This is a genomic window from Streptomyces bugieae (assembly GCF_036352915.1).
GTDB lineage: Bacteria > Actinomycetota > Actinomycetes > Streptomycetales > Streptomycetaceae > Streptomyces > Streptomyces endophytica.
In genome coordinates, this window is sequence record NZ_JAZBJP010000002.1 from 983754 (window position 1) to 1010151 (window position 26398).

The 26398-nt window shown below is 75.2% G+C and carries 20 protein-coding genes and 1 pseudogene; 14 read left to right on the forward strand and 7 right to left on the reverse strand.

Annotated elements, in window-relative coordinates:
* Nucleotides 1-65 precede the first annotated feature (65 nt).
* The 6 genes from V2J85_RS09885 (at nt 66) to V2J85_RS09910 (ending at nt 7686) form a co-directional block, all read left to right on the forward strand.
* Entirely contained in the window at nt 66-2039 is a 1974-nt protein-coding gene (locus V2J85_RS09885; RefSeq protein WP_330821371.1) for a bifunctional serine/threonine-protein kinase/transporter substrate-binding domain-containing protein, read from the forward strand.
* A 144-nt stretch (nt 2040-2183) separates the two neighbouring features.
* Entirely contained in the window at nt 2184-3617 is a 1434-nt protein-coding gene (gene purB / locus V2J85_RS09890; protein WP_261957304.1) for an adenylosuccinate lyase, read from the forward strand.
* A 15-nt stretch (nt 3618-3632) separates the two neighbouring features.
* Nucleotides 3633-4190, forward strand: a complete 558-nt coding sequence (mug, locus tag V2J85_RS09895; protein ID WP_330821373.1) for a G/U mismatch-specific DNA glycosylase — start codon at nt 3633-3635, stop codon at nt 4188-4190.
* Nucleotides 4191-4332: 142 nt separating this feature from the next.
* A complete protein-coding gene (locus V2J85_RS09900; RefSeq protein ID WP_261954249.1) occupies nt 4333-5277 on the forward strand; it encodes an alkaline phosphatase family protein in 945 nt (314 codons plus the stop codon).
* Nucleotide 5278: 1 nt separating this feature from the next.
* Nucleotides 5279-6673: an MFS transporter gene (locus V2J85_RS09905; protein WP_330821375.1), complete on the forward strand. Its 1395-nt coding sequence runs from the start codon at nt 5279-5281 to the stop codon at nt 6671-6673.
* Nucleotides 6670-7686: a TolB-like translocation protein gene (locus V2J85_RS09910; protein ID WP_330821377.1), complete on the forward strand. Its 1017-nt coding sequence runs from the start codon at nt 6670-6672 to the stop codon at nt 7684-7686. The genes V2J85_RS09905 and V2J85_RS09910 overlap by 4 nt, the downstream gene beginning before the upstream one ends.
* On the opposite strand, the gene V2J85_RS09915 is transcribed toward V2J85_RS09910, so the two are convergent.
* The gene (locus V2J85_RS09915; RefSeq protein WP_261954252.1) at nt 7680-8135 is read right to left on the reverse strand and encodes a hypothetical protein; all 456 of its coding nucleotides are present in this window, start codon (nt 8133-8135) and stop codon (nt 7680-7682) included. The genes V2J85_RS09910 and V2J85_RS09915 overlap by 7 nt on opposite strands.
* Nucleotides 8136-8292: 157 nt before the next feature.
* Between V2J85_RS09915 and V2J85_RS09920 the strand changes: the two genes are divergently transcribed.
* The 3 genes from V2J85_RS09920 to V2J85_RS09930 all read left to right on the forward strand — a co-directional run bounded on the left by V2J85_RS09920 (nt 8293) and on the right by V2J85_RS09930 (nt 11460).
* Nucleotides 8293-9519 carry a sensor histidine kinase gene (locus V2J85_RS09920; RefSeq protein ID WP_330821379.1) on the forward strand — a complete coding sequence of 409 codons (1227 nt, stop codon included), beginning with the start codon at nt 8293-8295 and terminating at the stop codon, nt 9517-9519.
* 26 nt (nt 9520-9545) lie between these two features.
* A complete protein-coding gene (locus V2J85_RS09925) occupies nt 9546-10205 on the forward strand; it encodes a response regulator (RefSeq protein WP_261954254.1) in 660 nt (219 codons plus the stop codon).
* 97 nt (nt 10206-10302) lie between these two features.
* Nucleotides 10303-11460, forward strand: coding sequence for an ROK family protein (locus V2J85_RS09930; protein ID WP_330821380.1), 1158 nt, complete (start codon nt 10303-10305; stop codon nt 11458-11460).
* 27 nt (nt 11461-11487) lie between these two features.
* Here the strand turns inward: V2J85_RS09930 and V2J85_RS09935 are convergent, their stop codons facing one another.
* The 3 genes and pseudogenes from V2J85_RS09935 to V2J85_RS09945 all read right to left on the reverse strand — a co-directional run.
* On the reverse strand, nt 11488-12234 hold the full coding sequence (locus V2J85_RS09935) for a GntR family transcriptional regulator (protein WP_261954256.1): 747 nt from the start codon (nt 12232-12234) through the stop codon (nt 11488-11490).
* Nucleotides 12235-12472: 238 nt separating this feature from the next.
* Complete coding sequence (locus tag V2J85_RS09940) at nt 12473-13357, reverse strand: RNA polymerase sigma-70 factor (protein ID WP_261957305.1); 885 nt, start codon at nt 13355-13357, stop codon at nt 12473-12475.
* A gap of 60 nt (nt 13358-13417) precedes the next feature.
* Nucleotides 13418-14257, reverse strand: a pseudogene (locus V2J85_RS09945) (EamA family transporter); the annotation flags it as partial.
* Here V2J85_RS09945 and pdxR point away from each other — a divergent pair.
* The 4 genes from pdxR to V2J85_RS09965 all read left to right on the forward strand — a co-directional run bounded on the left by pdxR (nt 14238) and on the right by V2J85_RS09965 (nt 20850).
* Nucleotides 14238-15662, forward strand: coding sequence for a MocR-like pyridoxine biosynthesis transcription factor PdxR (gene pdxR / locus V2J85_RS09950; RefSeq protein WP_330821381.1), 1425 nt, complete (start codon nt 14238-14240; stop codon nt 15660-15662). The pseudogene V2J85_RS09945 and the gene pdxR overlap by 20 nt on opposite strands.
* A 275-nt stretch (nt 15663-15937) precedes the next feature.
* Nucleotides 15938-17521: an alkaline phosphatase D family protein gene (locus V2J85_RS09955; RefSeq protein WP_261954258.1), complete on the forward strand. Its 1584-nt coding sequence runs from the start codon at nt 15938-15940 to the stop codon at nt 17519-17521.
* Nucleotides 17522-17604: 83 nt separating this feature from the next.
* The gene (locus V2J85_RS09960) at nt 17605-19002 is read left to right on the forward strand and encodes a GNAT family N-acetyltransferase (protein ID WP_261954259.1); all 1398 of its coding nucleotides are present in this window, start codon (nt 17605-17607) and stop codon (nt 19000-19002) included.
* 153 nt (nt 19003-19155) lie between these two features.
* Complete coding sequence (locus tag V2J85_RS09965) at nt 19156-20850, forward strand: DUF885 domain-containing protein (protein ID WP_330821387.1); 1695 nt, start codon at nt 19156-19158, stop codon at nt 20848-20850.
* Between the two features lie 97 nt (nt 20851-20947).
* On the opposite strand, the gene V2J85_RS09970 is transcribed toward V2J85_RS09965, so the two are convergent.
* On the reverse strand, nt 20948-21454 hold the full coding sequence (locus V2J85_RS09970; RefSeq protein WP_261954261.1) for a rhodanese-like domain-containing protein: 507 nt from the start codon (nt 21452-21454) through the stop codon (nt 20948-20950).
* Nucleotides 21455-21548: 94 nt separating this feature from the next.
* On the opposite strand from V2J85_RS09970, the gene V2J85_RS09975 reads away from it, so the two are divergent.
* Nucleotides 21549-21995: an Lrp/AsnC family transcriptional regulator gene (locus tag V2J85_RS09975; RefSeq protein WP_261954262.1), complete on the forward strand. Its 447-nt coding sequence runs from the start codon at nt 21549-21551 to the stop codon at nt 21993-21995.
* 30 nt (nt 21996-22025) lie between these two features.
* Here V2J85_RS09975 and V2J85_RS09980 read toward each other — a convergent pair whose 3' ends face one another.
* Together V2J85_RS09980 and V2J85_RS09985 are read right to left on the reverse strand one after the other, a co-directional pair.
* Nucleotides 22026-25205, reverse strand: coding sequence for an SMC family ATPase (locus tag V2J85_RS09980; RefSeq protein WP_330821390.1), 3180 nt, complete (start codon nt 25203-25205; stop codon nt 22026-22028).
* Nucleotides 25202-26368, reverse strand: a complete 1167-nt coding sequence (locus V2J85_RS09985; protein ID WP_330821391.1) for an exonuclease SbcCD subunit D — start codon at nt 26366-26368, stop codon at nt 25202-25204. The genes V2J85_RS09980 and V2J85_RS09985 overlap by 4 nt, the downstream gene beginning before the upstream one ends.
* Nucleotides 26369-26398 lie beyond the last annotated feature (30 nt).

Sequence of the window (26398 nt, forward strand, 5' to 3'; positions counted from 1 at the left end):
GAGCCGGGTACGGAATACTGCCGGGCACAAGTGCGGGCACGGGGTGGGGGTAGTGGGTGCGACCGTTGACCAAGGACGATCCGCGGCAGATCGGACCGTTCCGGATCGTCGGGCTGCTCGGGGGCGGCGGCATGGGCCGGGTGTATCTCGGCCGGGCGGCGGACGGGCGGACGGTGGCGGTGAAGACCGCGCGGTCCGAACTCGCCGACGACCGGGGCTTCCGGACGCGTTTCGCACGTGAGGTGGCCGCCGCCCGGCGGGTGGGCGGGCCGTTCGTGGCGCCGGTGGTCGACGCCGCGCCGCACGACGACGTGCCGTGGATGGCGACCGACTACGTGCCGGGTGTCTCGCTGACCGATGCCGTGCACGACTGCGGGGCGCTGCCGGAGCGGGCGGTGCGGCTGCTGACGGCGGGCCTGCTGCAGGCCCTGTCGGCGGTGCACGCGCACGGCCTGGTGCACCGCGACCTCAAGCCGTCGAACATCCTGCTCACGGCCGAGGGGCCGCGGGTGATCGACTTCGGCATCGCGTACTCGGCCGCGGACACCGCCCTGACGACGACCGGCACCGCCCTCGGCACACCGGGCTTCATGGCGCCCGAGCAGCTCGTGATGACGGGCCCCAACGTCACGGGCGCGGCGGACGTGTTCGCGCTCGGCGGGGTGATCGTGTTCGCGGCGACCGGTGGCGGCCCGTACGGGAGCGCCGAGCCGCAGATCCTGATGTACCGCACCGTGCACGAGGAGCCGCGGCTCGACGGTCTCCCGGACGGGCTGTCGGAGGTGGCGGCGGCCTGTCTGGCCAAGGAGCCGGAGCGGCGGCCCGCCCTGCCCGCCCTGATGGCACGGGTGGGCGCGCCCGGCCCGTACGGCGACTGGCTGCCGGCCCCCGTCGCCGTGCAGCTCCGCCGTCTGTCCGCGCAGCTCGCCGACCCCAGGTCCCCGGCCGATTTCGCGCCGCGCCCGCCGGCCCAGGCGCCGGCCGGCGTGCCGTTCGACCAGCTGCCGACCAGTGCGAGTCCGGACGGCCCGCCGCCCCCGCCGCCGCCCGTCGCGAAGACGGCCTGGCCCGCGCACACCGCCACGCCCCCGCTGCCCGCCTCCCCGGCCCCGAGCCGGCGCCGGGTGCTGGCAGCGCTGTCCGTCGTCGGAGGCCTGGCCGGCACCGGGGCGCTGGGCTGGGCGCTGTGGCCGGAGGGCGGGGACCGCGCCAGTGGCGAGACCGCCGGGGACAAGGCCGCCGGCTCACCGGAACCGTCCGGCCGGCTGCCGCAGGAGATCCGCGACAAGGGCAAGATCACCGTCGGCTCGGACATCGCGTACGCGCCCATGGAGTTCGTCAGGGACGGCAGGCCCGCCGGAGTCGACGTCGACATCGCGAACGCCCTCGGTCGCGAACTGGGTGTCCGCGTCACGTTCGAGAACGCCACCTTCGACTCCCTGCTCGCCGGGCTGGCCGCGGGCCGCTTCGACCTGGTCATGTCGGCGATGGCCGACACCAAGGACCGGCAGCAGGGGCGCGCGAACGGAACGAAGACCGGCAGCGGCGTCGACATGGTCGACTACTTCCGGGCCGGGCTCGTGCTCGTCGTCCGCAAGGGCAACCCGGAGGGCATCCACAGACCCGAGGACCTGTCCGGCAGGACGGTCGCCGTCCAGCGCGCCTCCGTGGCCCGCGACTACGTGGACGAGCTCGGCCGGAAGGCCGCCAAGGGGATCAGGATCCGGGAGTTCGACTCGCAGGCGGAGGTCTACGACGACATCGCCAAGGGCCGGTCCTCGGCCGGCCTCGACGACTTCCCGGTGGCGGCGCAGACCGCCGCCACCCTCTCGGGCGGCGGCGTCCTCGAACTCGCCGGCGAGCAACTCGACCCCCTGCTCTACGGCATCGCGGTGGCCAAGAACCGCACGGCCCTGCGCGACGCGCTGCGCGGAGCCCTCGACCGCCTCATCAAGAGCGGCGAGTACGCGAAGATCCTCAAGAAGTGGTACGTCGAGGGCGGCGCGGTGCGGCGGGCGGTCGTCAACGGGGGCACGTAGGGAGGGCCGCGCCCCCGGCCCGGGCGTTCCGGGAGCGTGCGGGCCGGTCTTCGCGGCCGGGGCGTGGCGCCTGTAGGAACGCACAGCCGGGACCGGGGCGCTGGCCTGCGCGAATCGCCAGTAGACTCTGACCACGTGACTGCTGTGTCTGCGAAGCCTCGCATCCCCAATGTTCTGGCCGGCCGCTACGCCTCCGCGGAGCTGGCCGTGCTCTGGTCCCCCGAGTACAAGGTCAAGCTGGAGCGGAAGCTGTGGCTCGCCGTGCTGCGTGCCCAGAAGGACCTGGGGGTGGCGGTCCCCGAGGAGGCGCTGGCCGACTACGAGCGGGTCCTGGAGGACGTCGACCTGGCGTCGATCGCCGAGCGCGAGAAGGTCACCCGGCACGACGTGAAGGCGCGGATCGAGGAGTTCAACGCGCTGGCCGGCCACGAGCAGGTCCACAAGGGCATGACCTCCCGCGACCTGACCGAGAACGTCGAGCAGCTCCAGGTGCGGCTGTCGCTGGAGCTGATGCGGGACCGCACGGTCGCCGTGCTGGCGCGCCTGGGTTCGCTGGCCGCCCAGCACGCCGAGCTGGTGATGGCGGGCCGCTCGCACAACGTCGCCGCGCAGGCCACGACGCTCGGCAAGCGGTTCGCGACCGCGGCGGACGAGCTGCTGGTGGCGTACGCGCGCCTGGAAGACCTGCTCTCCCGTTACCCGCTGCGCGGCATCAAGGGCCCCGTGGGTACCGCGCAGGACATGCTGGACCTGCTGGGCGGCGACGCGGCGAAGCTGGCCGAGCTGGAGCAGCGGATCGCCGGGCACCTCGGCTTCGGGCAGGCCTTCACGTCCGTCGGCCAGGTCTACCCGCGCTCGCTGGACTACGACGTGGTCACCTCGCTGGTGCAGCTGGCCGCGGCCCCCTCGTCGCTGGCGAAGACGATCCGGCTGATGGCCGGGCACGAGCTGGTCACCGAGGGCTTCAAGCCCGGCCAGGTCGGCTCGTCGGCGATGCCGCACAAGATGAACACCCGCTCCTGCGAGCGCGTCAACGGCCTGATGGTGATCCTGCGCGGCTACGCCTCGATGGCCGGTGAGCTCTCGGGCGACCAGTGGAACGAGGGCGACGTGTCCTGCTCCGTGGTGCGCCGGGTCGCCCTGCCGGACTCGTTCTTCGCGCTGGACGGGCTGCTGGAGACGTTCCTGACGGTGCTCGACGAGTTCGGTGCGTTCCCCGCCGTCGTCGCCCGCGAGCTGGACCGCTACCTGCCGTTCCTCGCCACGACGAAGGTGCTGATGGGGTCGGTCCGCGCCGGGGTGGGCCGCGAGGAGGCCCACGAGGCGATCAAGGAGAACGCGGTGGCGTCCGCGCTGGCCATGCGCGAGCAGGGCGCCGAGCGCAACGAGCTGCTGGACAAGCTGGCGGCGGACTCCCGGATTCCGCTGGACCGGGCGCAGCTGGACGCGCTGATGGCGGACAAGCTGTCGTTCACGGGTGCGGCCGCCGACCAGGTGGCGGCGGTCGTCGCCCGGATCGAGGAGATCGCCAAGCAGCACCCGGAGGCCGCCGGCTACACCCCGGGCGCGATCCTCTGACCCGGGAGCCCTGAGGTGCGCTTCACCCCGGAGGAGCTGCAGGCCGCTCGGGACCGCCTCGTCCCGGACGTGGCGGCGAGCGGTCTGCGGGTCCTCTTCTGCGGGATCAACCCCGGGCTGATGTCGGCGGCCACCGGCCACCACTTCGCCCGGCCCGGCAACCGGTTCTGGCCGGTGCTGCACGCCGCCGGCTTCACACCGCGGCGGCTGCGCCCCGACGAGCAGGAGGAACTGCTCGCGCACGGTGTCGGGATCACCAATGTCGTCGCGCGGGCGACCGCTCGGGCGGACGAGCTGACCGCGGAGGAGTTCCGCGAGGGCGGCCGGCTGCTGGCGGAGAAGGTGGCCCGGCTGCGGCCGCGCTGGCTCGCCGTCGCCGGGGTCACCGCCTACCGCGTCGCCTTCGACGACAAGCGGGCGACGGTCGGGCCGCAGCCACGCACGCTGGGGGACACCAGGATCTGGGCGTTGCCCAACCCCAGTGGGCTGAACGCCCATTGGACGCCGGCGACGATGGCGGAGGAGTACGGGCGGCTGCGCGCGGCGGCGTTCGCGGACGACGGGGACGCGTAGCGGGTCCCCTTCTCGGGACCGTGGGGCGTCCGGACGGCGGGCGTTCGACGAACCGTCATCTTGAAGGCGTGTACATGTCACCTCGGTGGCTCTACTCTGTCGCCGCCCGTGCACGCCCCCACTCTTCCGTACGGAGGCAGTCGTGCCCACTCCGTCCCCCTCGTCTTCCGCTCCCCCCTCCGCCGCGGCGTCCCCGGCGGACCACCGCGGCCGCCGCTCGCGCCGCCACAAGCTCACCGCGCTCGCCGGGGCGTTCGGCCTCGCCGCCGCCGGCCTCGGCGTCTGGGCGGGCAACGGCTTCGGCGCCGAGGCCACCGCGGCCGGGGTGCCCAGCCCCGACCACGTGGTCGTGGTGGTCTTCGAGAACCACGCCTACAACCAGGTGCTGGGCAGCTCCAGCGCCCCGTACATCAACTCCCTGGCCTCCGGCGGCGCCAGCCTCACCGCCTCGTACGCCGAGACCCACCCCAGCCAGCCCAACTACTACGCGATGTTCTCCGGCGACACCCAGGGCGTCACCGACGACAGCTGCGTCACCCCCGGTTTCAGCTCCGCGCCCAACCTCGCCTCCGAGGTGACCGCGGCCGGCAAGACCTGGGCGAGCTACAACGAATCGCTGCCGTCCGAGGGCTCCACCACCTGCCGGAGCGGCAAGTACGCGCAGAAGCACAACCCGTGGTTCGGCTTCGGCAACGTGCCCACGAACACGGCGCACACCTTCGACGCGTTCCCCACGGACTTCAGCACGCTGCCGACCGTGTCGTTCGTCGTGCCGAACCTGTGCGGCGACATGCACGACTGCTCGGTCTCCACCGGCGACACCTGGCTGAAGAACCACCTCAAGAGCTACGCGGACTGGGCCAAGACCCACAACAGCCTGCTGCTGCTCACCTTCGACGAGGACAACCGCCTCAGCGGCAACCGCATCCCGACCGTCCTGTACGGCCAGCCGGTGCAGCCCGGCTCCACCTCGGGCACCACCTACAACCACTACGACGTGCTGCGCACCCTCGAGGACATGTACGGCACCTCGCACGCCGGGAAGGCCGCCGACGCCAAGGACATCACCGGCGTCTGGGCGAGCTGACGTGTACCTCGCGGACAGCCGCGCCACCCCCACGACGGCCGGCCCGGGCGCACGCCCGGGCCGGCCGGTCCGGGCCGCGGTCCCCGGCACCGTCCTCGTCCTGGGCGCCGTCAGCCTGATCACCGACGTCTCCTCGGAGATGGTCACCGCCGTCCTGCCGCTGTACCTCGTCGCCGAACTCGGCCTGTCCCCGCTCGGTTTCGGGCTGCTGGACGGGGTGTACAACGGCGTCAGCGCGCTCGTCCGGCTGCTCGGCGGACGGGTCTCGGACCGCGGCGGGGGCGGCGGCCACAAGGGCGTCGCGGTGGTCGGATACGGCCTCTCGGCCCTGTGCAAACCGCTGTTGCTGCTCGTGCACACCCTGCCGCTGATCGGTGCCGTGCTGGCCGCCGACCGCACCGGCAAGGGGCTGCGCACCGCGCCGCGTGACGCGATGATCTCGCTCGCCAGTGAACCGGCGGTCCGCGGCCGGGCGTTCGGCGTGCACCGGGCGATGGACACCGCGGGCGCGCTGCTCGGCCCGCTGGTCGCCTTCCTCGTGCTGCGCGCCGCGGCCGGCGGGTACGACGCGGTGTTCACGGTCAGCGGCTGTGTGGCCGCGCTCGGCGTGACCGTCCTGCTGCTCTTCGTCCCCGGCCGGATCCGGTCCCCCGCACCGGGCGCCGCCGAGGCCGCCGGCCGGCTCCCGTCACCGGCGCGCGGCTCGCGCCCGTCCCCGGCGCGCGGCGCGCATCCGTCGCCGGCGCACGCCCCGGCCTCCGCCCCTCCGCTGCGGCCGTTGCTGCGTCTGCCCGCGTTGCGCCGGCTGACCTGCTGCGCCGTGCTGCTCGGTCTGACCACGGTCAGCGACTCCTTCCTCTACCTCACCCTCCAGCGCCGCCTCGGGCTGTCCGAGGCGTGGTTCCCGCTGCTGCCGCTCGGCACCGCCGCGGCCTTCCTGCTGCTGGCCGTGCCGCTGGGCGCGGTCGCGGACCGGTGGGGCCGCCGCCGGCTGTTCCTCCTCGGCCATCTCGCGCTGCTCGGCGCCTACGGGCTGCTGCTCGCCCCGTCCGCCGCCTCGCCGGTGGCAACCTGCCTGGTCCTCCTCCTGCACGGCGGTTTCTACGCGTCCACCGACGGTGTGCTCGCCGCGGCCACCGCCGACGCGGTCCCGGACACCTCGCGCGGCAGCGGGCTGGCGGTCGTGCAGACCGGCCAGGCCGCGGCCCGCTTCGGCTGCTCGCTGGCCTTCGGCGCGGCCTGGACCGCCTGGGGCGACCGCTGGGCGCTCGCCCTCGCCGCGGCCGGTCTGGCACTCGCCGCCGCACTCAGCGCCCGGCTGCTGCGCCCGACCCCGGCGGCCGGCGCCCTCCCGCCCCGGACCGACGCCCCCACACCATCGGAGCCCGCCACGTGAACCGCACCGCCCGCCTCCTGGTCCTGCTCGGCGCCGTCCTCCTCCTCGGCGGGATCGCGGTCGGCGCCACCCTGCGCGCCGCCGGCCGGGCCGCCGAGAAGGACCGCACCCAGGCCGGCGGGCCCGCGGTCACCTCCGGTGCGGTACGGCTGAGCGATCCGCACCGCGTGTTCTTCCGCAACATGGCCTGGGGCCCGCACCGCGACGAGATCACCGCCGTCCCGGCCGGCCGGCTCTCCGGCCCGCGCACCGCCTCCGGCGTCCGCTGCCTGCGCTTCCACGCGGCCGCCGGCACCGGAATCTGCCTGCAGGCCGTGCACGGTGAACTCCGCGACACCTACCGGGCGGTGGTCCTCGACGACCGGCTGCACGAGCGGCGCCACTACGACCTGGCCGGCACCCCGACCCGCGCCCGGGTCTCCCCCGGCGGCCGCACCGTCGCCTGGACCGTCTTCGTCAGCGGCGACTCCTACGCGGGCACCGCCTTCTCCACCCGGACCTCGATCCTCGACACCCGCACCGGGCACCTGGACGCCAACCTGGAGACCTACGCGCTGACCATCGACGGACACCGGGTGCACGCGGCCGACACCAACGTCTGGGGCGTCACCTTCGCCGACGACGACCGCTTCTACGCCACCGCCGCCACCGGCGGAAAGACCTACCTCGTCCGCGGTGACCGCACCGCCCGCACCCTGCGCGCGCTGCACGCCAACGTCGAATGCCCCTCGCTGTCGCCCGACGGCACCCGCATCGCCTACAAGAAGCGGGTCGCCGACGCCGATCCGGACGCCCCCTGGCGGCTGTACGTGCTCGATCTGCGCACGCTGCGCGAGACCGCGACCGGGGAGCACCGCACCATCGACGACCAGGCGGTCTGGCAGGACCGGCACACCCTGGTCTACGCGCTGCCGGGCGACTACGGCGCCGATCTGTGGACCGTCCCCGCCGACGGCTCGGGCACCCCGCGCCGGCTCGCCACCGCGGCGCTCGCCCCCGCCTTCCCTCACTGACCGCCGGCCACCCGCGCCACCTCCTCCTCCCCCACCGCCACCAGCAGCTGCAACGGCAGCTCCCGGTCGCCCTGTCCGACACCCACGCCTATCCACCGGCCGTCCACCCGCCAGCCGTACATCAGCGGCACGAAACCGCACAGGGTGTCCAGCGGCGGCCGCACCGGCAGCCCCTGCGCCGTCCGCTCCAACACGCCTGCCAGGTCCAGCACTTGGGGCTCGCCCCACCGTAAGGACAGCGCCCGCACCAGGGCGGTCAGCGCGGCTTCGAACTCCTCCTCGGCCTCCGCGAGCTCGGCGAGATCCGCGTCCCAGAAATCCTGGCTGACCCGCAGATCCGCTATGTGGAAGCCCGGCCCGCTCTCGGCCGGCGCGGAGCGGACCCGCTGCGCCGGGAACTCCCGCAGGCGCAGCCGGTCGATGGTCGTCAGCTGCTCGTCAAGCTTCATACCGTCAGTAAAGCGCGGGGGTCTGACAATTGGCCGTGCCGCCGGTGCCGGCAGCGCCACAGCGGCCCCTGAGCTCCGCATTCGGCCCCCCTGCGCCGGGGAGGTTTCCCCCACCGGGGGGAGGCGACGCCCGGTCACGCGCTGGCACGATGACGGCGTGACCGCCTCGCTCGCCTCCGTCGTCCGCCGGCTCGTCCGGCCCGTCACCTACACCCGCTGGCTGCACCTGCTCATGGCCACGGTCGCCGGGGTGCTGACCGGGTTCCTGCACGGGGGGACGTTCCGGACGGGCGGCTGGGAGACCTGGCTGCGGCTCGCGATGCTGCCGGTCCCGCTCGTCCTCGCGGCCGCGCTGGTGCCGGTGGTCCGGCGGGTCGAGGGTCTGCAGGCCCAGCTGCTGCTGACGCCGGGCCCGCACGGCCCCGAGCAGCGGGCCGCGTCCGGTATCGCCACCACCCCGTCGGCCCGCTGGCGCGATCGCGCCCGTACCGCCGGATGGCTGCTGCTGCGGCTGGAGACGGGCGTGGCCGTGACGGCGCTGACCGTCCAACTGCCCATGCTCGCCGTCGCGTTCGGCATGGCGGCGGCCGGCCGGCCCAGCCATCTGAGCGGCCTGCCGGCCATCGGGGCGCCCCACTGGTGGTACGGCCTGCTCGTGCCGCTCCCCCTCGTGCTGCTCCTGGCCGTCGCCCTGGGCGCGGGGGCGCTGATGGCCCGTGCCGCGCGGCTGTTGCTGGGCCCCTCCGCGGCCGAACGGCTGGCCGCGCTGGAGGCCCGTACGGAGCGGCTGCTGGCGCACAACCAGCTGGCCCAGGAACTGCACGACTCGATCGGGCACGCGCTGACCGTGACCGTGGTGCAGGCGGGGGCGGCCCGCGCCGCCGGTGCGGCGGAGTTCACCGACCGGGCGCTGGCCGCCATCGAGGAGACCGGGCGGCAGGCGCTCGGCGATCTGGAGCGGGCCCTGCGGCTGCTGCGCGAGGACGCGCCGCGGCCGGCCGACCGGCCCCTGCTCACCGAGGCCGAGCGGCTGCTGGAGTCCGCCCGGGCCGCCGGCTCCGCGGTCAGCGCCGAGCTCAGCGGCCCGCTGGCGGACCTGCCCGGGCCGGTCTCCCGGGAGGGGTACCGCATGGTGCAGGAGGCCCTGACCAACGTGCTGCGGCACGCGGGTCCGGTGCCGGTGTCCGTACGGATCGCGGCCGACGGCGGCGTGCTGGAACTGGATGTCCGCAATCCGCTGCCCGCCGTCCCCGCGGGCCCCGGCAGCGGCGGCCGCGGCCTGCGCGGCATCCGCGAACGCGCCACACTGCTCGGCGGCGAGGCCCGCACCGGCCCCGCGGACGGCACGTGGCGGGTGAGCGTCCGCCTGCCGCTGCCCGCCTGACCGGCGCCTCCCTCTAGGGTGGTGCCGTGCCGATATCCGTACTCCTGGTCGACGACGAGCCGCTGGTGCGCGCCGGACTGCGCGCCATTCTGGAGGCCCAGCCCGACATCGAGGTGACGGGGGAGGCGGGTGACGGGGCCGCCGTGGTCCCGCTGGTGCGGCAACTGCGGCCGGACGTGGTCGCCATGGACGTACGGATGCCGCTGCTGGACGGGATCGAGGCGACCCGCGCGGTTCTCCGGACGATCACCGACCCGCCGCGGATCCTCGTCGTCACCACCTTCGAGGCGGACGAGTACGTCTACGAGGCGCTGCGCGCGGGCGCGGACGGTTTTCTGCTCAAGCGGTCCCGGCCGGCCGAGATCGTGCACGCGGTGCGGCTGGTCGCGGAGGGCTCCTCGCTGCTGTTCCCGGCGTCGCTGCGGGCCATGGCCGCGGAGCGGCGCAACGACCGGGCCCGGGCGGAGTTGGAGCGGGCCGCGCTGACGGGCCGGGAGCGCGAGGTACTGCGGCTGATGTGCCGCGGGCTGTCGAACGCCGAGATCGCCGCGGAGCTGGTGGTGGGGGCCGAGACGGTCAAGACGCACGTCAGCGCGGTGCTGGCGAAGCTGGGCGCCCGGGACCGCACCCAGGCGGTGATCGCCGCCTACGAGTCCGGGTTCGTGACGCCGGGGACGGTCGGGTGAGCGGGGGCCGGCCCCTGCCGCGGCCCCGGGCGGGGCTCGCCGCACACCGTCTGACCGGCTACGATCCGCCACACACGGAAAGCTAGGGAGACGGACGTTGGGGCGGCTCACCGGCGGGGACCCCTCGCTGCTGCGACGGATCAACTCCGCGGTGGTGCTGGACGCGCTGCGCGCCGCGGACGCCGCCACGCTCACCCATCTGGTCCAGGTGACGGGCCTGTCGCGGCCCACGGTCGAGGGCGTGGTCGAGGGGCTCATCGAGAGCGGCCTGGTCGTCGAGGTGCCCGCCGAGGAGGGCGAGGCGCGCCGGCAGGGCCGCCCGGCCCGCCGCTTCCGGTTCCGTACCGAGGCCGGTCATCTGCTGGGCATCGAGATCGGGCCGCACCGCATCGTGGCGCTGCTGTCGGATCTGAGCGGCCGGGTGCTGGACACCGCGCAACGCACCGTCGAGGAGGGCGCCCCGGCCGATGAGCGGCTGGACCGGGTGCGGGCCGTGGTGGCGGATCTGCTGCGGCGCACCGGCGTGCCGCGCCGCAGCCTGCGGGCCGTCGGCGTGGCCAGCCCGGGCATCGTGGAGGCGGACGGCACGGTACGGCTGGGCACCGCGCTGCCCGGCTGGACGGGGCTGCCGCTGGGCGACCGGCTGCGGCGGTCGTTCCACTGTCCGGTGCTGGTCGAGAACGACGCCAACGCGGCGGCGGTGGCCGAGCACTGGCAGGGCGCGGCGACCGGCTCGGACGACCTCGTCTTCGTGCTGGCGGGGCTCAGCCCGGGTGCCGGTGCGCTGATCGGCGGGCGGCTGCACCGCGGGTTCGGCGGCGCGGCCGGGGAGATCGGCGCGCTGCATCTGCTCGGGCGGGAGGCGACCCCGGAGACGCTGCTGTCGACGACCGGGAAGCCGCTGCATCCGCTGGACGAGGCGCAGGTCGCGGCGGTGTTCGCGGCGGCCGGGCAGGGTGATGCGCGGGCCCGGGACGCGGTGGACCGGTTCATCCGGCGGCTGGTGCACGACGTCGCCGCGCTGGTGCTGGCACTCGATCCGGAGCTGGTGGTGATCGGCGGCTGGGCGACCGGGCTGGCCGGCGTACTGGGGCCGCTGCGCGGCGAGTTGGCGCGCTACTGCCTTCGGCCGCCGCGGGTCGTACTGTCCCAGCTGGGCGAGGCGGCGGTGGCGACCGGTGCGCTGCGGCTGGCCCTCGACCACGTCGAGGGGGAACTCTTCGCGGTGGAGGGGACCGTGACGGCCCGTCGGTGAGCCGTCACCCCTCCCCGCGGCGCGGGGTCAGCCCGCGAGCAGGGCCACCGCGTCGCGCTCGCCGAACGTCAGCCGGCAGGTGTCGGCGCGGTACGTGGACACCGCGACCGCGGTCGGGCGTCCCGCGGAGACATAGCGGGTCGTGACGACCAGAACGGGCGCGCCGGGAAGGCGGTCGAGCTGCTTGGCGTCCTCGGCCCGGGCGGAGCCCAGCTCCACCGTGCGGTCCTGGCCCTCCAGCTCGCGCTCCTGGAGTGCGCGCAGCACGGCACGGGCGCGGCCGGGGGCGCTGAGCGCGGCCGCCGCGTCGTATCCGGGGACCACGGCCGCCGGTACGTACAGCAGCTCGGCGGCGACCGGGCGGCCGTCGGTGACCCGGCTGCGGCGCACGACGTGGACCTGTTCGCCGGGGGCGGTGTCCAGCAGCCGCGCCACCTCGGCCGGGACCGTGTCGCTCTCGGCGGCGTCGACCGGCTGCCAGTCGTCGCCGGGGACGCCGGGCCAGGTGTGCCGGACGGGGTCGACGGCGACGTCGGCGCGCGGCGGGGCGACGGTGGTGCCGACGCCGCGGCGGCGCTGGAGCCGGCCCTCCAGCTCCAGTTGTTCGAGCGCCTGCCGGAGCGTGGCCCGGGCGACCCCGAACCGGGCCGCCAACTCACGCTCGTTGGGCAGAACCTCACCGACCGCGAACTCCGAGTCCAGCGCCTCGCTGAGCACGGTCTTGAGGTGCCAGTACTTCGGCTCCGGCACCGTGTCGAGTTGCGTGGTCCCCACCCTGTCCTCCGCACTGGCGGCTGCCCGCGGGGCAGCGCCCCCTGGGATCCGGGCCCGCACCCGGGCCGTGCGGGACGGCCCGTTCGCGCACCCTTTATGAGCGCTTCTTTATTAAAGGTTGTTGCAGTATCCCGACGATATGGCCGCCCCCACCCTTGGTCAAGACCAATCCCGCCACCGATTGACGAAGCGCCGCGCGACGAGGACAGCCCGGGAGGCCCGATCCGCGGGCCCCGGCTCACCGCGTGGCCAGTGCCCCGAGCTTGTCCGGGTTGCGCACGATGTAGACGGTCCGGATCCGGCCGTCCTGGACGCCGAGCTGGATGACCGTGTCCGGTACGCCGTCCTGGTGCGCCAGCACGGCGAGCCCGCCGTTGAGCGCGCACAGGGTGAACTCCAGCCCGGCCGGCATGGACTTGGCGACGCCGAGGAGGAAGCGGGCGACCTTGTCGGCGGACTCGATGATCCGCAGCGGCGCCTTGGCCTTGCCGCCGCTGTCGCCGACCAGCCGGGCGTCCGCCGCCAGCAGGCTCAGCAGCCCCGCCAGGTCGTCACCGGCCGCCGCGGCCAGGAACCGTTCGGTCAGATCGCGCTGCTGCTCCGGATCCACCTCGTAGCGCGGGCTGCCCTCCTCGACGTGGCGCCGGGCCCGGCCCGCCAGTTGGCGCACCGCGGCCTCGCTCCGGTCGAGGACCGCGCCGATCTCCGCGTAGGGGTAGCCGAACGCCTCGCGCAGTACGAACACCGCGCGTTCCAGAGGGGAGAGCGACTCCATGACGACGAGCACCGCGAGGGTCACGGTCTCGGCGAACACCGCCCGCTCCGCGCCGTCCGGCGGGCTCCCGGCGGCGTCCGTCGCCAGCGGCTCGGGCAACCAGGGCCCCACGTAGGACTCGCGCCGCGACTGGACCTGGCGCAGCCGGTCGATGGCCAGCCGGGTGGTGATCCGTACGAGGAAGGCGCGCGGCTCGCGGACCTCGGCGCGCTCCACGCCGGCCCAGCGCAACCAGGCGTCCTGCACCACGTCCTCGGCGTCGGCCACCCGGCCGAGCATCCGGTAGGCCACCCCGAACAGAACGGGCCGGTATTCCTCGAAGACCTCGGTCGCGGTATCGCTTCGCACCCGCCCATCCCACCCGCCGACCCGGCCGTTGTCCAGCGCAAACGCCCCGGTGCGAGCCACGCCACTGCCCCGGCGGGCGAGGCGCGGCCGCACCCCGGCGCCCAGCACCACGCCCGCGCCCACCAGCAGGCTGCCGCCCAGCTGGGCCGGGCCGTATCCGCCGGTTCCGACCAGTGGCGCGGTGAGTGCGGCGAACACCGGGATCAGGCCGGAGAAGAGAGTGGCGCGTTCGGCGCCGATCCGCTGGATGCCGGCGTACCAGCAGACGAAGCCGACGACGGTGACGATGACGGCCTGCCAGCCGAGGGCGGCCGCCTCGACCGCGTCCGGCATCCGCAGCCGGCCGGCGCCCCCGGTGACCGCGCCGACGACGGTGGCCTCCACCGCGGCGAGCGCGCTGACCACCGCCGACAGCAGCCGGGGGCCGAGCGGCGGCAGGACGGGCACCGCCAGTACGGCGAAGCCCACCTCCCCGCACAGCGCGGCCACCGACCAGAACAGGCCCGGCGCGTCGGTGCGTCCCCACCCCTGGACGACCCAGGCGCCGGCGGCCACCAGGAGGGCGCCGCGTACCACGGCCGGGCTCGGCCGGCGCCCCGCCAGGGTGGGCACGAGCACGGCGACGACCACCGGGGCACAGCCGACGAACACCCCCGGCACGGCCGGTTCCGCGGTGCGTTCGGCCGCCAGGATCGCGAGGTTGAAGCCGAGCATGCCGAGGGCGGCGAGCAGGGCGAGGCGTCCCCACTGGCGGCCGGTGAGGGCGCGCAGCGGCGGGCCGGCGCGGCGGCCGACGAGGGCGAGCAGGATCAGGGCGGCGAGGCCGTAGCGCAGGGCCTGGCCGCCCGCCCACGGGTAGTCGCCCAGCAGGCTGTTGGCGGTGAAGGAGCCGCCCACCAGGCGGCGGCGCGGCCGCGCGCTCCAGGAGGCGCTGCGCGAGGCGGTCCGATCGGGCCGGCTGGCGGCCGGGACCCGGCTGCCGTCGGGCCGGGAGCTGGCCGCCGATCTCGGGGTCTCGCGCGGTCTGGTGACCGAGGCGTACGAGCAGCTGATCGCCGAGGGCTATCTGGACAGCCGGCGCGGCGCGGGCACCTGGGTCGGCGGTGCGGTGCGCGGCGCGCGCCCGCCGAGGAACGCCGTGGCCCCCGCGGCCGGCACCCCGTTCATCGACTTCACGCCGGGCACTCCCGACCTCTCGCTGTTCCCGCGAGCGGCCTGGTCGGCCGCCCACCGCCGGGCGCTGCACCGGCTGCCGCACCGCGCCCTCGGCTACCCGGATCCGCGCGGCCTGCCCGAACTGCGCCGGGAACTGGCGCAGTTGCTGACCCGGCGGCGCGGTGTGGCCGCCGATCCGGAGCGGCTGGTGGTGTGTTCGGGCGTGGCCCAGGCGATGACACTGCTCGGCTTCGCGCTGCGCGCGGCCGGACACCGGGCGGTGGCCGTGGAGGACCCGGGCAGCCCCGAGCACGCCCAGCTGTTCGCCGCAGCCGGGCTGGCGTCCGTACCGGTGCCGCTGGACGGTGAGGGCCCGGTCATGGCGGAGCTGGCGGCTTCCGGGGCGCGGGCCGCGGTACTGACGCCGTCCCACCAGTTCCCCTCCGGCACGGCCGTGCCGGCGGCCCGCCGGGCGGAGCTGCTGGGCTGGGCGCGGGCGGCCGGCGGGCTGCTCGTCGAGGACGACTACGACGGCGACTTCCGCTACGACCGGGCTCCGGTCGGCGCGTTGCAGGGCCTGGATCCGGAACGGGTGGCGTACACCGGCTCGGTGAGCAAGTCGCTGGCGCCGGGGCTGCGGCTGGGCTGGCTGGTGGTGCCCGGATGGCTGGCCGACGACGTGGTGGCCCGTAAGCGGACGATGGACCTGGGCAATCCGGTGCTGGACCAGGCGCTGCTGGCCGAGCTCATCGCCCGGGGCGACTACGACCGCCAGCTGCGCCGTTGCCAGCGCGCCTACCGGGAGCGCCGGGACGCGCTGACCGCGGCGCTGGCCGCGCACTGCCCGGGCGCCGAGGTGACCGGCATCGCCGCCGGACTGCACGTCATCGTCACGCTGCCCGCGGCGTACGGGGCCGAGGCGGAGCTGCTCGCCCGGGCCCGGCGGGCAGGACTGGCGCTGCGCGCACTGTCCGCCTACAGGAGCGCGCCCGCGCCGCCGGGCGACGGGCGGGTCCGACTGGTCCTGGGGTACGCCCATCTGGCCCCGTCGGACCTCGACCGCGGGGTACGGCTGCTGGGCACACTGCGCCGGGACCGGTCGCGGGGACGGGGCGTGGCCCCGGCCCGGAACGGGAGCACCGGCCGGTAACCGTCCGGCCGCCGGAGCGCGCCCCGGCGGCCCGGTACAGGCTGTGGGCGGCGGCGTGTACGGGCAGCGTCATCGTCGCGGCGCAGTCCTGGCCATCCCCCCTCCGTCTTGCGACCATGACCCGGACCCGACCGGTCCCCTGGGCCGGGCCGGCGTGCAGCGCACCCCCGCACCGCCCGTGAACCACTGCGCGTTCACCGGGAGTTCGACCGCGGGGCACCGAACAGCGATACGAACAGGTCATCAGTGAGTCGGTCGAGGCATGGAGGTTGGAGATGGCGCAGGGATCCGGCGGTGGCTGGGGGCGGCGCGCGGTGCTGCGGGGTGCGGCGGCGGGGTCCGCGGCGCTGGCGCTGCCCGCGCCCGCCGGGGCCGCGCCCGCGCTGGCCCGCGGTGGGCGGCCGAGTGCCGACTGGGGCGTGCAGGTCGGGGACGTGACGACGTCCTCGGGCCTGGTGTGGGTGCGGTCCGACCGGCCGGCCCGGATGGTGGTGCAGACCGCGGCGACCGAGTCGTTCCGCGATGCGGAGACCACGCAGACCTGGCGCGGCCCGGTCCTCGGCGCGGGTACGGACTTCACCGGCGTCACCCCGCTGCACGGCCTGCCGCCCGGCGAGCAGGTCCACTACCGGGTGCTGCTGGCCGACCCGGACGATCCGCGGCGCACCGGCGAGCCGGTGACCGGCACCTTCCGTACCGCTCCCGAGGGGCGCCACGCCGACGTGCGGTTCCTCTGGTCGGGCGATCTGGCCGGCCAGGGCTGGGGCATCAACCCGGACCGCGGCGGCTACCGCGTCTACGAGGACATGCGGCGCCGGAACCCGGACTTCTTCCTGTGCAGCGGCGACAACATCTACGCCGACAACCCGATCACCGAGCGGGTGACGCTGCCGGACGGCCGCATCTGGCGGAACGTGACGACCGAGGAGAAGGCGAAGGTCGCCGAGACGCTTCAGGAGTTCCGCGGCGCGTTCCGCTACAACCTGCTGGATACGAACCTGCGCCGGTTCAACGCCCAGGTGCCGACGATCACCCAGTGGGACGACCACGAGGTGCACAACAACTGGTACCCGGGGCAACTGCTCGACGACGACCGGTACACCGAGAAGCGCACGGACGTGCTCTCCGCGCGGTCGCTGCGGGCCTTCGCCGAGTACTTCCCGATCCGTACGCTGCGGCCGGACGGCACCGGGCGGGTCTACCGGGTGGTGCACCACGGCCCGCTGCTGGACGTCTTCGTGCTGGACATGCGGCGCTACCGCAACGCCAATTCGCCGGACCGGCAGACCGACGACCCGCAGGGCATCCTCGGGGCGGAGCAGCTGCGCTGGCTCAAGCGTGAGCTGTCCCGCTCACGTGCGGTGTGGAAGGTGATCGCCTCGGACATGCCGCTGGGGCTGGTCGTCCCGGACGGCAGGACGAACTTCGAGGCGGTGGCGCAGGGCGATCCGGGGGCTCCGCTGGGGCGGGAGCTGCAGCTGGCGGAGCTGCTGCGGCACATCAAGCACGCCCGGGTGACCGGCACGGTGTGGATCACCACGGACGTGCACTACACCTCGGCGCAGCACTACGCGCCGGAGCGGGCGGCGTTCCGGGACTTCGCGCCGTTCTGGGAGTTCGTGTCGGGGCCGCTGAACGCGGGCGGGTTCCAGGCCGTGAAGCTTGATGGAACGTTCGGGCCGGAGCAGGCGTTCATCAAGGCACCGGACCGTGCGAACGTCTCCCCGGCGGAGAGTCCGCAGTACTTCGGCGAGATCGACATCGACGGGGGAAGCGGGGAGCTGACGGTGCGGCTGCGTCAGGAGGGCGGGGACGTGTTGTTCAGCAAGGTGCTCCAACCCGGACGGGTAGGACAGTAGGGACCAATGCCCCGATTGCGTCTTTTACCCGTCGGACACAATGTGTTGGCGACCAGGCAACACCTGTCGGCGAGGCTGTGTGCATGACTGAAGCAACCTCTGCCAAAACCTCCCGCCGTCACCACTGGCGGCGGGAGCTCGTCGAGCTGGCGGCCCTGTTCACGGCCGTCGCGGTGGCCGACGCGGTCGCCAACACCGTCGCGCACGGCCCGTCCGGGCCGGGGCTGCTGTGCGCCTCCGCGGTGGCCCTGCTCGCCACGGCCGGCTTCCACGTCTGGTGGTCACGGCGCCACGACCACGCCCCGCCGCCGACCGATACCGGCGCCACGGCGCCGTCCCCGGCCGGTGCGTCCCCCAGGGCCGCCGGCAAGGAGACGACGCTGTGGCGGATGCGGACCACGGTCCGCGACGCACCGGGCAGCCTGGCCGCGCTGTGCACGGCACTGGCCGCCCGGGAGGTGGACATCCTCAGCCTGCAGACCCACCCGCTGTCCGAGGGGACCGTCGACGAGTTCCTGCTGCGCGCGCCGGCCCCGCTGACGCCCGCCGAGCTCACCCGTACGGTGGCCGGCGCCGGCGGCGTCCACAGCTGGCTGGAGCGGGCCGACGCGCACGACCTCGTCGACGCACCGACCCGGATGCTCGGCCTGGCGACCCGTACCGCCCTGGATTCCGCCGAACTCCCGCTGGCGCTGCGGCAGTTGCTGGGGCGCTGCACGATCCACTCGGTGCCCGCCCGCTCGCTGACCGGTCAGCCGCTGGCCGAGCAGGTGCCCGCGGAGGGCGTGCTGGAGGACCATGTGATGAAGTTCCGCGACCCCTCCGGGGGTTCGCTCACGATCGAAAGGCCGCAGTTGCCGTTCACCCCCACCGAGTTCGCCCGGGTGCGGGCACTGGTCGAGCTGGACACCCGGCTCGGCCAGCGGGTGCCGCCGCGGCGGGACGTGCTGACCCTGCCCGAGGGCAACGAGATCACCGTCCGCCGCGCCGACACCTCCGATCTGGTCGCGGCCCGGGAGATGCACGACCGCTGCTCGGCGCGGACCCTCGCGCTGCGCTACCACGGCCCGGTCGGGGACGCGGACCGCTACCTCGGCCATCTGCTCAGCCCGCGCTTCGGCCGCACCCTGGCGGTGGAGACCGCGTCCGGCCGGCTGGTGGCGCTCGGCCATCTGCTCTGGGACGGCGACGAGACCGAGGTCGCCCTGCTGGTCGAGGACGCCTGGCAACAGCGCGGCATCGGCGCCGAGCTGCTGCGCCGGCTGGTGGCGATGGCGGCCGAGACCGGCTGCGAGAGCGTGTACGCGATCACCCAGGCGTCCAACACCGGCATGGTCGCCGCGATGCGCGGCCTCGGCCTGCCGCTGGACTACCAGATCGAGGAGGGCACACTGGTGATCACGGCCCGCCCGGCCGGCCTGCCCGCCCGGCGGGAGCCCCGGGAGACCGTGCACATCCAGGACGCGACCGGCCGCCGCTGAGGCAGGACCACGGCCCGCGGTCCGGCCGGGTGGCGCGCACCACCCGGCCGGCCGCTCACCGCGCCCCGCGAAGGCAATGACGCCGTAAAGTGACAGGCACGTAGGGGCTGTTGATGGTGACGCGGCGGGTCGATCCGTACGAGGATGGTCCACATGCCCCACACCACTACTCCCGCGAGCGGCCCACTGCCCCGTCAGGTCGCCGACGCCTATGTCGACGCACTCGTCGAACTGGACCCCATCACCGGCACCTTCCTCGGCGTCCGGGAGAGCTCCTCGAAGCTCCCCGACTTCTCCCCGACGGGCCAGGAAGCACTGGCCCAGCTCGCCCGCACGACGCTGGAGCGACTCACCGAGGCGGAGGCCCGGCCGGGCGCGGAACACCCCACCGAGAAGGTCTGCGCGCGGCTGCTGCGCGAGCGGCTCACCGCCGAGCTGGCGGTGCACGAGGCGGGCGAGGGCCTGCGCGCGGTCAGCAACCTCAGCTCGCCGCTGCACCACGCCCGCCAGGCAATCATCCTCACCCCCTCCGAGACCGAGGAGGACTGGGCGGCGATCGCCCAGCGGCTGCGGGCGCTGCCGGCCGCCCTGGAGGGCTACCGCGCCGCACTGGACGCCGGCCGCAAGCGCGACCTGCCCGCCGGACCGCTCCAAGTCGCCACGGTCATCGGCCAGTTGGACGAATGGATCGGCACCGACCGCAGCTGGTTCGCCGAGTTCACCGAGTCCGGCCCCGACGCGCTGCGCGCCGAGCTGACCGAGGCCGCCGGGGTGGCCACCGGCGCGCTGGTGGAGCTGCGCGACTGGTTCCGCGACGTCTACGCCCCGGCCATCGAGGGCGCCCCGGACGTGGTGGGCCGGGAACGCTACATCCGGCTCGTCCGTTTCTTCAGCGGCACCGACCTCGACGCGGACGAGGCGTACGCGTACGGCTGGTCGGAGTTCTACCGGCTGCTGGCCGAGATGGAGACCGAGGCGGAGCGGGTGCTGCCCGGCGCGAAGACGCCGTGGGAGGCGCTGGCCTGGTGCGACGAGCACGGCGAGGCGGTCGAGGGGGTCGAGGAGACCCGCCAGTGGCTGCAGTCGCTGATGGACGAGGCCATCGACGGCCTGGACGGCACGCACTTCGAACTCGCCGAGCGGGTGCGCCGGGTGGAGTCCATGATCGCCCCGCCCGGCAGCGCCGCCGCCCCGTACTACACCCAGCCGTCGCTGGACTTCTCCCGCCCCGGCCGCACCTGGCTCCCGACCATGGGCGAGACCCGCTTCCCGGTGTACGACCTGGTCTCCACCTGGTACCACGAGGGCGTGCCCGGCCATCACCTCCAGCTGGCGCAGTGGGCGCACGTCGCCGATGCGCTCTCCCGCTACCAGACGACGGTGGGCATGGTCAGCGCCAACGTCGAGGGCTGGGCGCTCTACGCCGAGCGGCTCATGGACGAACTGGGCTTCCTGACCACGCCGGAGCGCCGGCTGGGCTACCTGGACGCCCAGATGATGCGGGCCATCCGCGTCATCATCGACATCGGCATGCACCTGGAGCTGGAGATCCCCGCGGACTCGCCGTTCCACCCGGGCGAGCGCTGGACGCCGCAGCTGGCGCACGAGTTCCTGGCGAGCCACTGCAGCCGCCCGGCCGAGTTCGTCGAGAGCGAGATCATCCGCTACCAGGGCATGGCCGGCCAGGCCATCGGCTACAAGCTCGGCGAGCGCATCTGGCTCCAGGGCCGCGAGGCCGCCCGTGCCCGCCACGGCGCCGACTTCGACCTCAAGGCCTGGCACATGGCCGCCCTCTCCCAGGGCTCCCTGGGCCTGGACGACCTGCTGAGCGAACTCTCGGCGCTCTGAGGGGAGTTCGCGGTACACCGGGGCCGGGTCCGGCAGGGAGCTGCCGGACCCGGTACGGGACCGCCGGGCCCCGCCGCCCGGTTCTCGCCCGGCCCGCTCAGCAGCCGCACTCCCCCTCGCCGACCGGGGCCGTCAGCGGGTCGACGGGCCGGGTCCGGGTGCCCTGCCAGGTCTCGGTCGGGTAGCCCTCGCGGATCCAGTACTCGATGCCGCCGAGCATCTCCTTGACGCGGTAGCCGAGCCGGGCCAGGGCGAGGGCGGCGCGGGTGGCGCCGTCGCAGCCGGGGCCCCAGCAGTGCACGACGACCGGCACCTCCGGGTCGAGCAGCTGCCGGGCGTCCGCGGGGATCCGGGCGGTGGGCAGGTGGACGGCGCCGGGGACGTGGCCCTGGTCCCAGGCGGCGGTGCTGCGGGAGTCGACCACGACGAAGTCCGTGGCGCCGGCCGCAAGGGCGGTGTGCACATCGGCGACGTCGGTGTGGAAGGCGAGCCGCGCGGCGAAGTACGCGGCGGCGTCGGCCGGCGCGGCCGGCGGGGTGGCGAGTACCGGGCTGGCGGGGGCGGCCGGGGACTGCCGGGCCGGGCGGGGCTGCTGAGTGATCATGGCGGTAAATCTATGGTTCGCAGCGGCGGCCGAGAACCGACGATCCCCGGCGGAACCCTTGCCGTACCGGGGATTCCACTGCTAGACAGCGCAGATGACCGGATATTCCCCCGACGCCACCGACTGGCGCATCCTCGACGTCCTGCAGCGCAACGGCCGCGCGGGCTACGCCGAGCTGGCCCGCGCCGTGAACATGTCCGCCAGTGCCGTCACCGAGCGGGTCCGGCGGCTGGAGGAGGCCGGGGTGATCTCGGGGTACGCGGCGGTGGTCGCCCCGGAGCGGATCGGGCTGCCGGTGCTGGCCTTCGTACGGCTCCGCTATCCGAACGGCAATTACAAGCCGTTCCACGATCTGCTGGAGACGACGCCGGAGATCCTGGAGGCGCACCACGTCACGGGCGACGACTGCTTCGTGATCAAGGTCGCGGCCCGTTCCATGAAGCATCTGGAGGAGGTGTCCGGGCGGATCGGCGCGCTCGGCTCGGTGACCACCAGCGTGGTGTATTCGTCACCGCTGCCGCGCCGGCCGGTCGGCCACTGACCGGCCCGCCCGCCCCCACTCCCCCGGGCCTCAGTGCGGCACGTGGTGCCGTACCGCCGAGCCCGTGCGGGCCTTGACGACCTCCAGCTGGGCGGGGATGCGGGCCTTGAGGTCCGCGACGTGGCTGACGATGCCGACGCTCCGGTCGCGTTCGCGCAGCGAGTCCAGGACGTCCAGCACCTCGTCGAGGGTCTGCTCGTCGAGGCTGCCGAAGCCCTCGTCGATGAAGAGGGTGTCCAGCCGCGTGCCGCCGGCCTCGTCGGTGACGACGTCGGCCAGCCCGAGGGCCAGCGCGAGCGAGGCGAAGAAGGTCTCCCCGCCGGAGAGGCTGGCGGTGTCCCGCTCCCGGCCGGTCCAGCCGTCGATGACGTGCAGCCCGAGCCCGGAACGGCGGGTGCCGCCGGCCCGCTCGTCGGAGTGGACGAGGGTGTAGCGGCCGGCCGACATCCGGTGCAGCCGGGCGCTGGCCGCGGCCGCGACCTGTTCGAGCCGGGCGGCGAGGACGTACGACTCCAGCCGCATCCGCCGCTCGTTCTCACCGGACGTGCCGGCGGCCAGGGCGGCGAGCCGGGCGATGCGGTCGTGGGCGGCGCGCAGCGGGGCCAGCGCCCGGGCGTCGGCCCCGGCACGCGCGGAGAGCCGGTCGAGTTCGGCGGCGCGGTCCTGGGCGGTGGCGTGGGCCGTGGCGGCGGTCCGCAGCCGCGCCGCCGCCTCCTGGTGCGCGGTCCGGGCGGCATCCGGGTCCGCGGGCGGCAGGGCAGCCGCGGCGGAGACCTCCGGGTCGGCCAGTTCCGCCTCGGTCGCGGCGGATTCCCGCTGCCAGTCGTCGAGCCGCTGCTGCAGGGCCCGCCACTCGTCGTCCCGCAGCAGTGCCCCGGCGACCTCCCGCGGGGTGTCGAACCCGGCCCGGTAGGCGGCGTCGGCGAGCGCGGCGTCGGCCTCCTTGAGCCGCTCGGCGCAGGAGTGCGCCGTACGGGACGCCTCGGCCGCGGCGGCCAGCCGGGCCACCTGCCGCTCCAGGTGCCCGGCCCGTTCGGCCACGCTCGCGCAGTCCGCCCGGGCCCGCGTCAACTCCTGCTCCAGGGCGGCCCGTTCGGCGTCCAGTGCCTCGCGGCGGGAGGTGCGGGCGGCGGCCCGGCGCTCGGCCTGCTGCTGCTCGGTGCGGCGCCGTTCGTGTTCCCGCTCGGCGCGCTGGAGCGCCTCGCGGGCGGCGTGCAGATCGGCGCCCCGGGCGTGCTCGCGGGCCAGACCGTCCCGCAACTCCTCGACCTGCGCGGCGAGTTCGGCGACCGGGGTGTCGCCCGCGGTGGCGGCGGCGCCGGCCAGCTCCTCCTTGGCGGACTGGCGGCGCTGCTCCGCCTGCCGGCGGGTCTCCTCGGCCCGGCGGTACGCCGCGAGTGCGGCTTCCTCGGTGGCGCGGTCGACATGTCCGGCGCCGGCCCGGGCCGGCGCCGGGTGCTCGGTGGCACCGCACACCACGCAGGCCGCGCCGTCCGTCAGCGCCTCCGCGAGCTCGGCGGCGATCCCGCGCAGCCGCCGGTCCTTGAGGTCGAGCCAGTCCTCGTGGGCGGCCGCGGACCGCTCCCGGGCGGCGAGCAACTCCCGTTCGGCGGCGTGCACTTCTTCGGTGAGGCGGTCGCGCCGCCGGGCCGCGGCGAGCCGTTCGGCGGCCGGTTCGACGCGGGCGGCGAGCTGCTCGGCCCGGGTCGCGGCCTCCTGGGCCGTCTCGATGCGCCGCTGGTGGGCGCCGCGGGCCCGGTCCCACTGGGCGAGCCACTCGGCGGCGTCCAGCAGGGTCTGTTCGTCGGCGCGCGCCTCGCGGTCCAGCGCGGCCCGTTCCGCGCCGATCTCGGCGGCCCGCCGCTCGGTCCGCCGGGCCGCCGCGAGCGAGCCCAGCTCCTCCCGCAACTCCCGCTCCCTGGCGGCGAGTTGGTCACCCGCGGCATCGGCGAGCGCCGGCGGCAGGAGGCCGCGGCAGTCCGCGTCGGCGCGCTGGGCGGCGTCCAGGTCGCGTCCGGCGGCGTCGCGCAGGGCGAGCGCGGGCGCCACCTCCGCGGCGGTGCGGGCCCGGGCCAGCCTCGTCCGGGTCGCGTCCCGTTCCGCGGCCCGGGCCTCCAGCGCCTCGGCCCGGCGGCGGGCGTCCGCGTACCGCTGCTGCAGCCGGTGCCGTTCGCCGGCCTCCGCCAGCCGGCCGGCCGCGGGCCGTTCGGCCTCCTCGGCCCGGTGCAGTGCGCAGCGGTGGATGTCCAGCCGCTCCCGTGCGGTCACCCGGGCGACGGCGGCGGCGGCCAGCACCGCGTCGGCGAATCCCGGCTCGCCCGGCCCGGGCACGTCCGGCCCGGCGGGGGCGGTCCCGGTGCCGCGTCCGGCACGCCCGGCCGCGCCCGCGGTACGCCGCCCGGCGGCGCCGCCCTGGGCCGGGACCGCGGCCGCGGTACGCCGGCCGGAGTCCGCGGCGGACAGCAGCCCCGCGAAGACCGCGGCGTCACCGGACTCCGCGTCCGCGGTCCCGCCGGCCGCCTGCGCCATCCGGTGCGCCAGCGCCAGCAGCCGTTCGTCGCCCGCCGCGACCTCGTCGGCGGCGGCCCGGCGGCGCGCGGTCAGCTGCTCTTCGAGCGCGGCGAACCGGCGGGTGTCGAAGAGCCGGCCGAGCAGCCGGGCCCGGGCCTCGGCGTCGGCCCGCAGGAAGCGCGCGAACTCGCCCTGCGGCAACAGCACGACCTGGCAGAACTGCTCCTTGCTCATGCCGAGCAGCTGCCCGATCTCCTCCCCGATCTCCTGGTGCGAGCGGCTCAGCGCCTTCCAGTGCCCCTCGCCGCCGGCCGCCCGCTCCGGCACTCCGGCCGGTACGAACTCCCGCAGCCGGCTCTGCGCCTTCTCCCTCGTCGTGCCGCTGCCGCGCTTCTTGGGCCGCGGCTGCTCGGGCAGCCGGGTGATCTCCAACCGCCTTTCGGCCACGGTGAGTTCGAGGACGACCTCGGTGAGGGTCATCGGGTCGGCCAGGTCGCTGCGCAGTGCCTGGCCGCTCTGCCGCGCCCCGGGCACCGACCCGTACAGCGCGAAGCAGACGGCGTCGAGGACGGAGGTCTTGCCGGCGCCGGTCGGCCCGTGCAGCAGGAACAGGCCGTCCCGGGCGAGCCGGTCGAAGTCGATGGTCTGGGTGCCGCCGAACGGCCCGAACGCGGTGACGGTCAGCCGGTGCAGCCTCATCGTGCCCCCTCGGCCGCCATCTCCTGGGCGCGCACCTCGTCGATCGCGGAGCGCAGTTCGGCCCGCTCGTGCGCGTCGGCCGCGCGGCCGGGCCGTACGTGTGCCACGAAGTCCTCGGCGATCTCCTGGTCGCTGCGGCCGCGCAGCCGCTGGGCGTACGAGGCCAGCGAGCGGGCGGGCCCCTCGTCGGGGTCGAAGACCAGGCTGACGAGGTGCGGGAAGCGGCGGGCGAGCCGGGCCATGGGCTCGTGCGGGCGGGCGCTGTCGGTGAGCGTCGCCTCGACCCAGGAGTCCTCGTGCCCGGCCAGTGCCGGGTCGTCGAGCAGCCGCTCCAGCGGCCCCCGGATGCGGGCCAGCGGCCGCGGCACCGGGCAGTCCACCCGCTCCGCGTGCACCGCCCCGTCCGCGTCGAGGTCGACCAGCCACATCGATTTGCGGTGCGTGGCCTCGGAGAACGAGTACGCCAGCGGGGAGCCGGAGTAGCGGATCCGTTCGGTGAGGGTCTGGCAGCCGTGCAGATGGCCGAGCGCGGCGTAGTCGACGCCGTCGAACACGGCCGCGGGCACGGAGGCGACGCCGCCGACGGTGATGTCCCGTTCGCTGTCGCTGACCGCGCCGCCGGTGACGAAGGCGTGCGCCAGCACCACCGAACGGGTCCCCGGCGGCCGGCCGGCGAGGTCGGCGCGCACCGTGTCCATCGCCGCGCCCAGCACCGCCGCGTGGTCGGCCCGGGGCGCGCCGAGGGCGTCGCGCACCATGGCGGGTTCGAGGTACGGCAGGCCGTAGAGCGCGACCGGGCCGTGCGCGTCGTGCAGCAGCACGGGGGTGCCGCAGCCGGCCGGGTCGGTGCGCAGGTGGATGCCGGCCCGTTCCATGAGACCCGAGCCGACGCCCAGCCGGCGGGCGGAGTCGTGGTTGCCGGAGATCATCACGGTCGGGACGCCCAGGTCGGCGAGCCGGTGCAGCGCCTCGTCGAAGAGTTCGACGGCGGCGAGCGGCGGCACTGCCCGGTCGTAGACGTCGCCCGCGACGAGCACGGCGTCGATCTCCCGGTCGCGCACCGTCGCCACGAGGTGGTCGAGGAAGGCGCGCTGGGCGGTGAGAAGGCCGACCCGGTGGAAGGACCGGCCCAGGTGCCAGTCGGAGGTGTGCAGAAGCCTCAATCGACCGCTCCGACCTGCACGTTTCCCCTC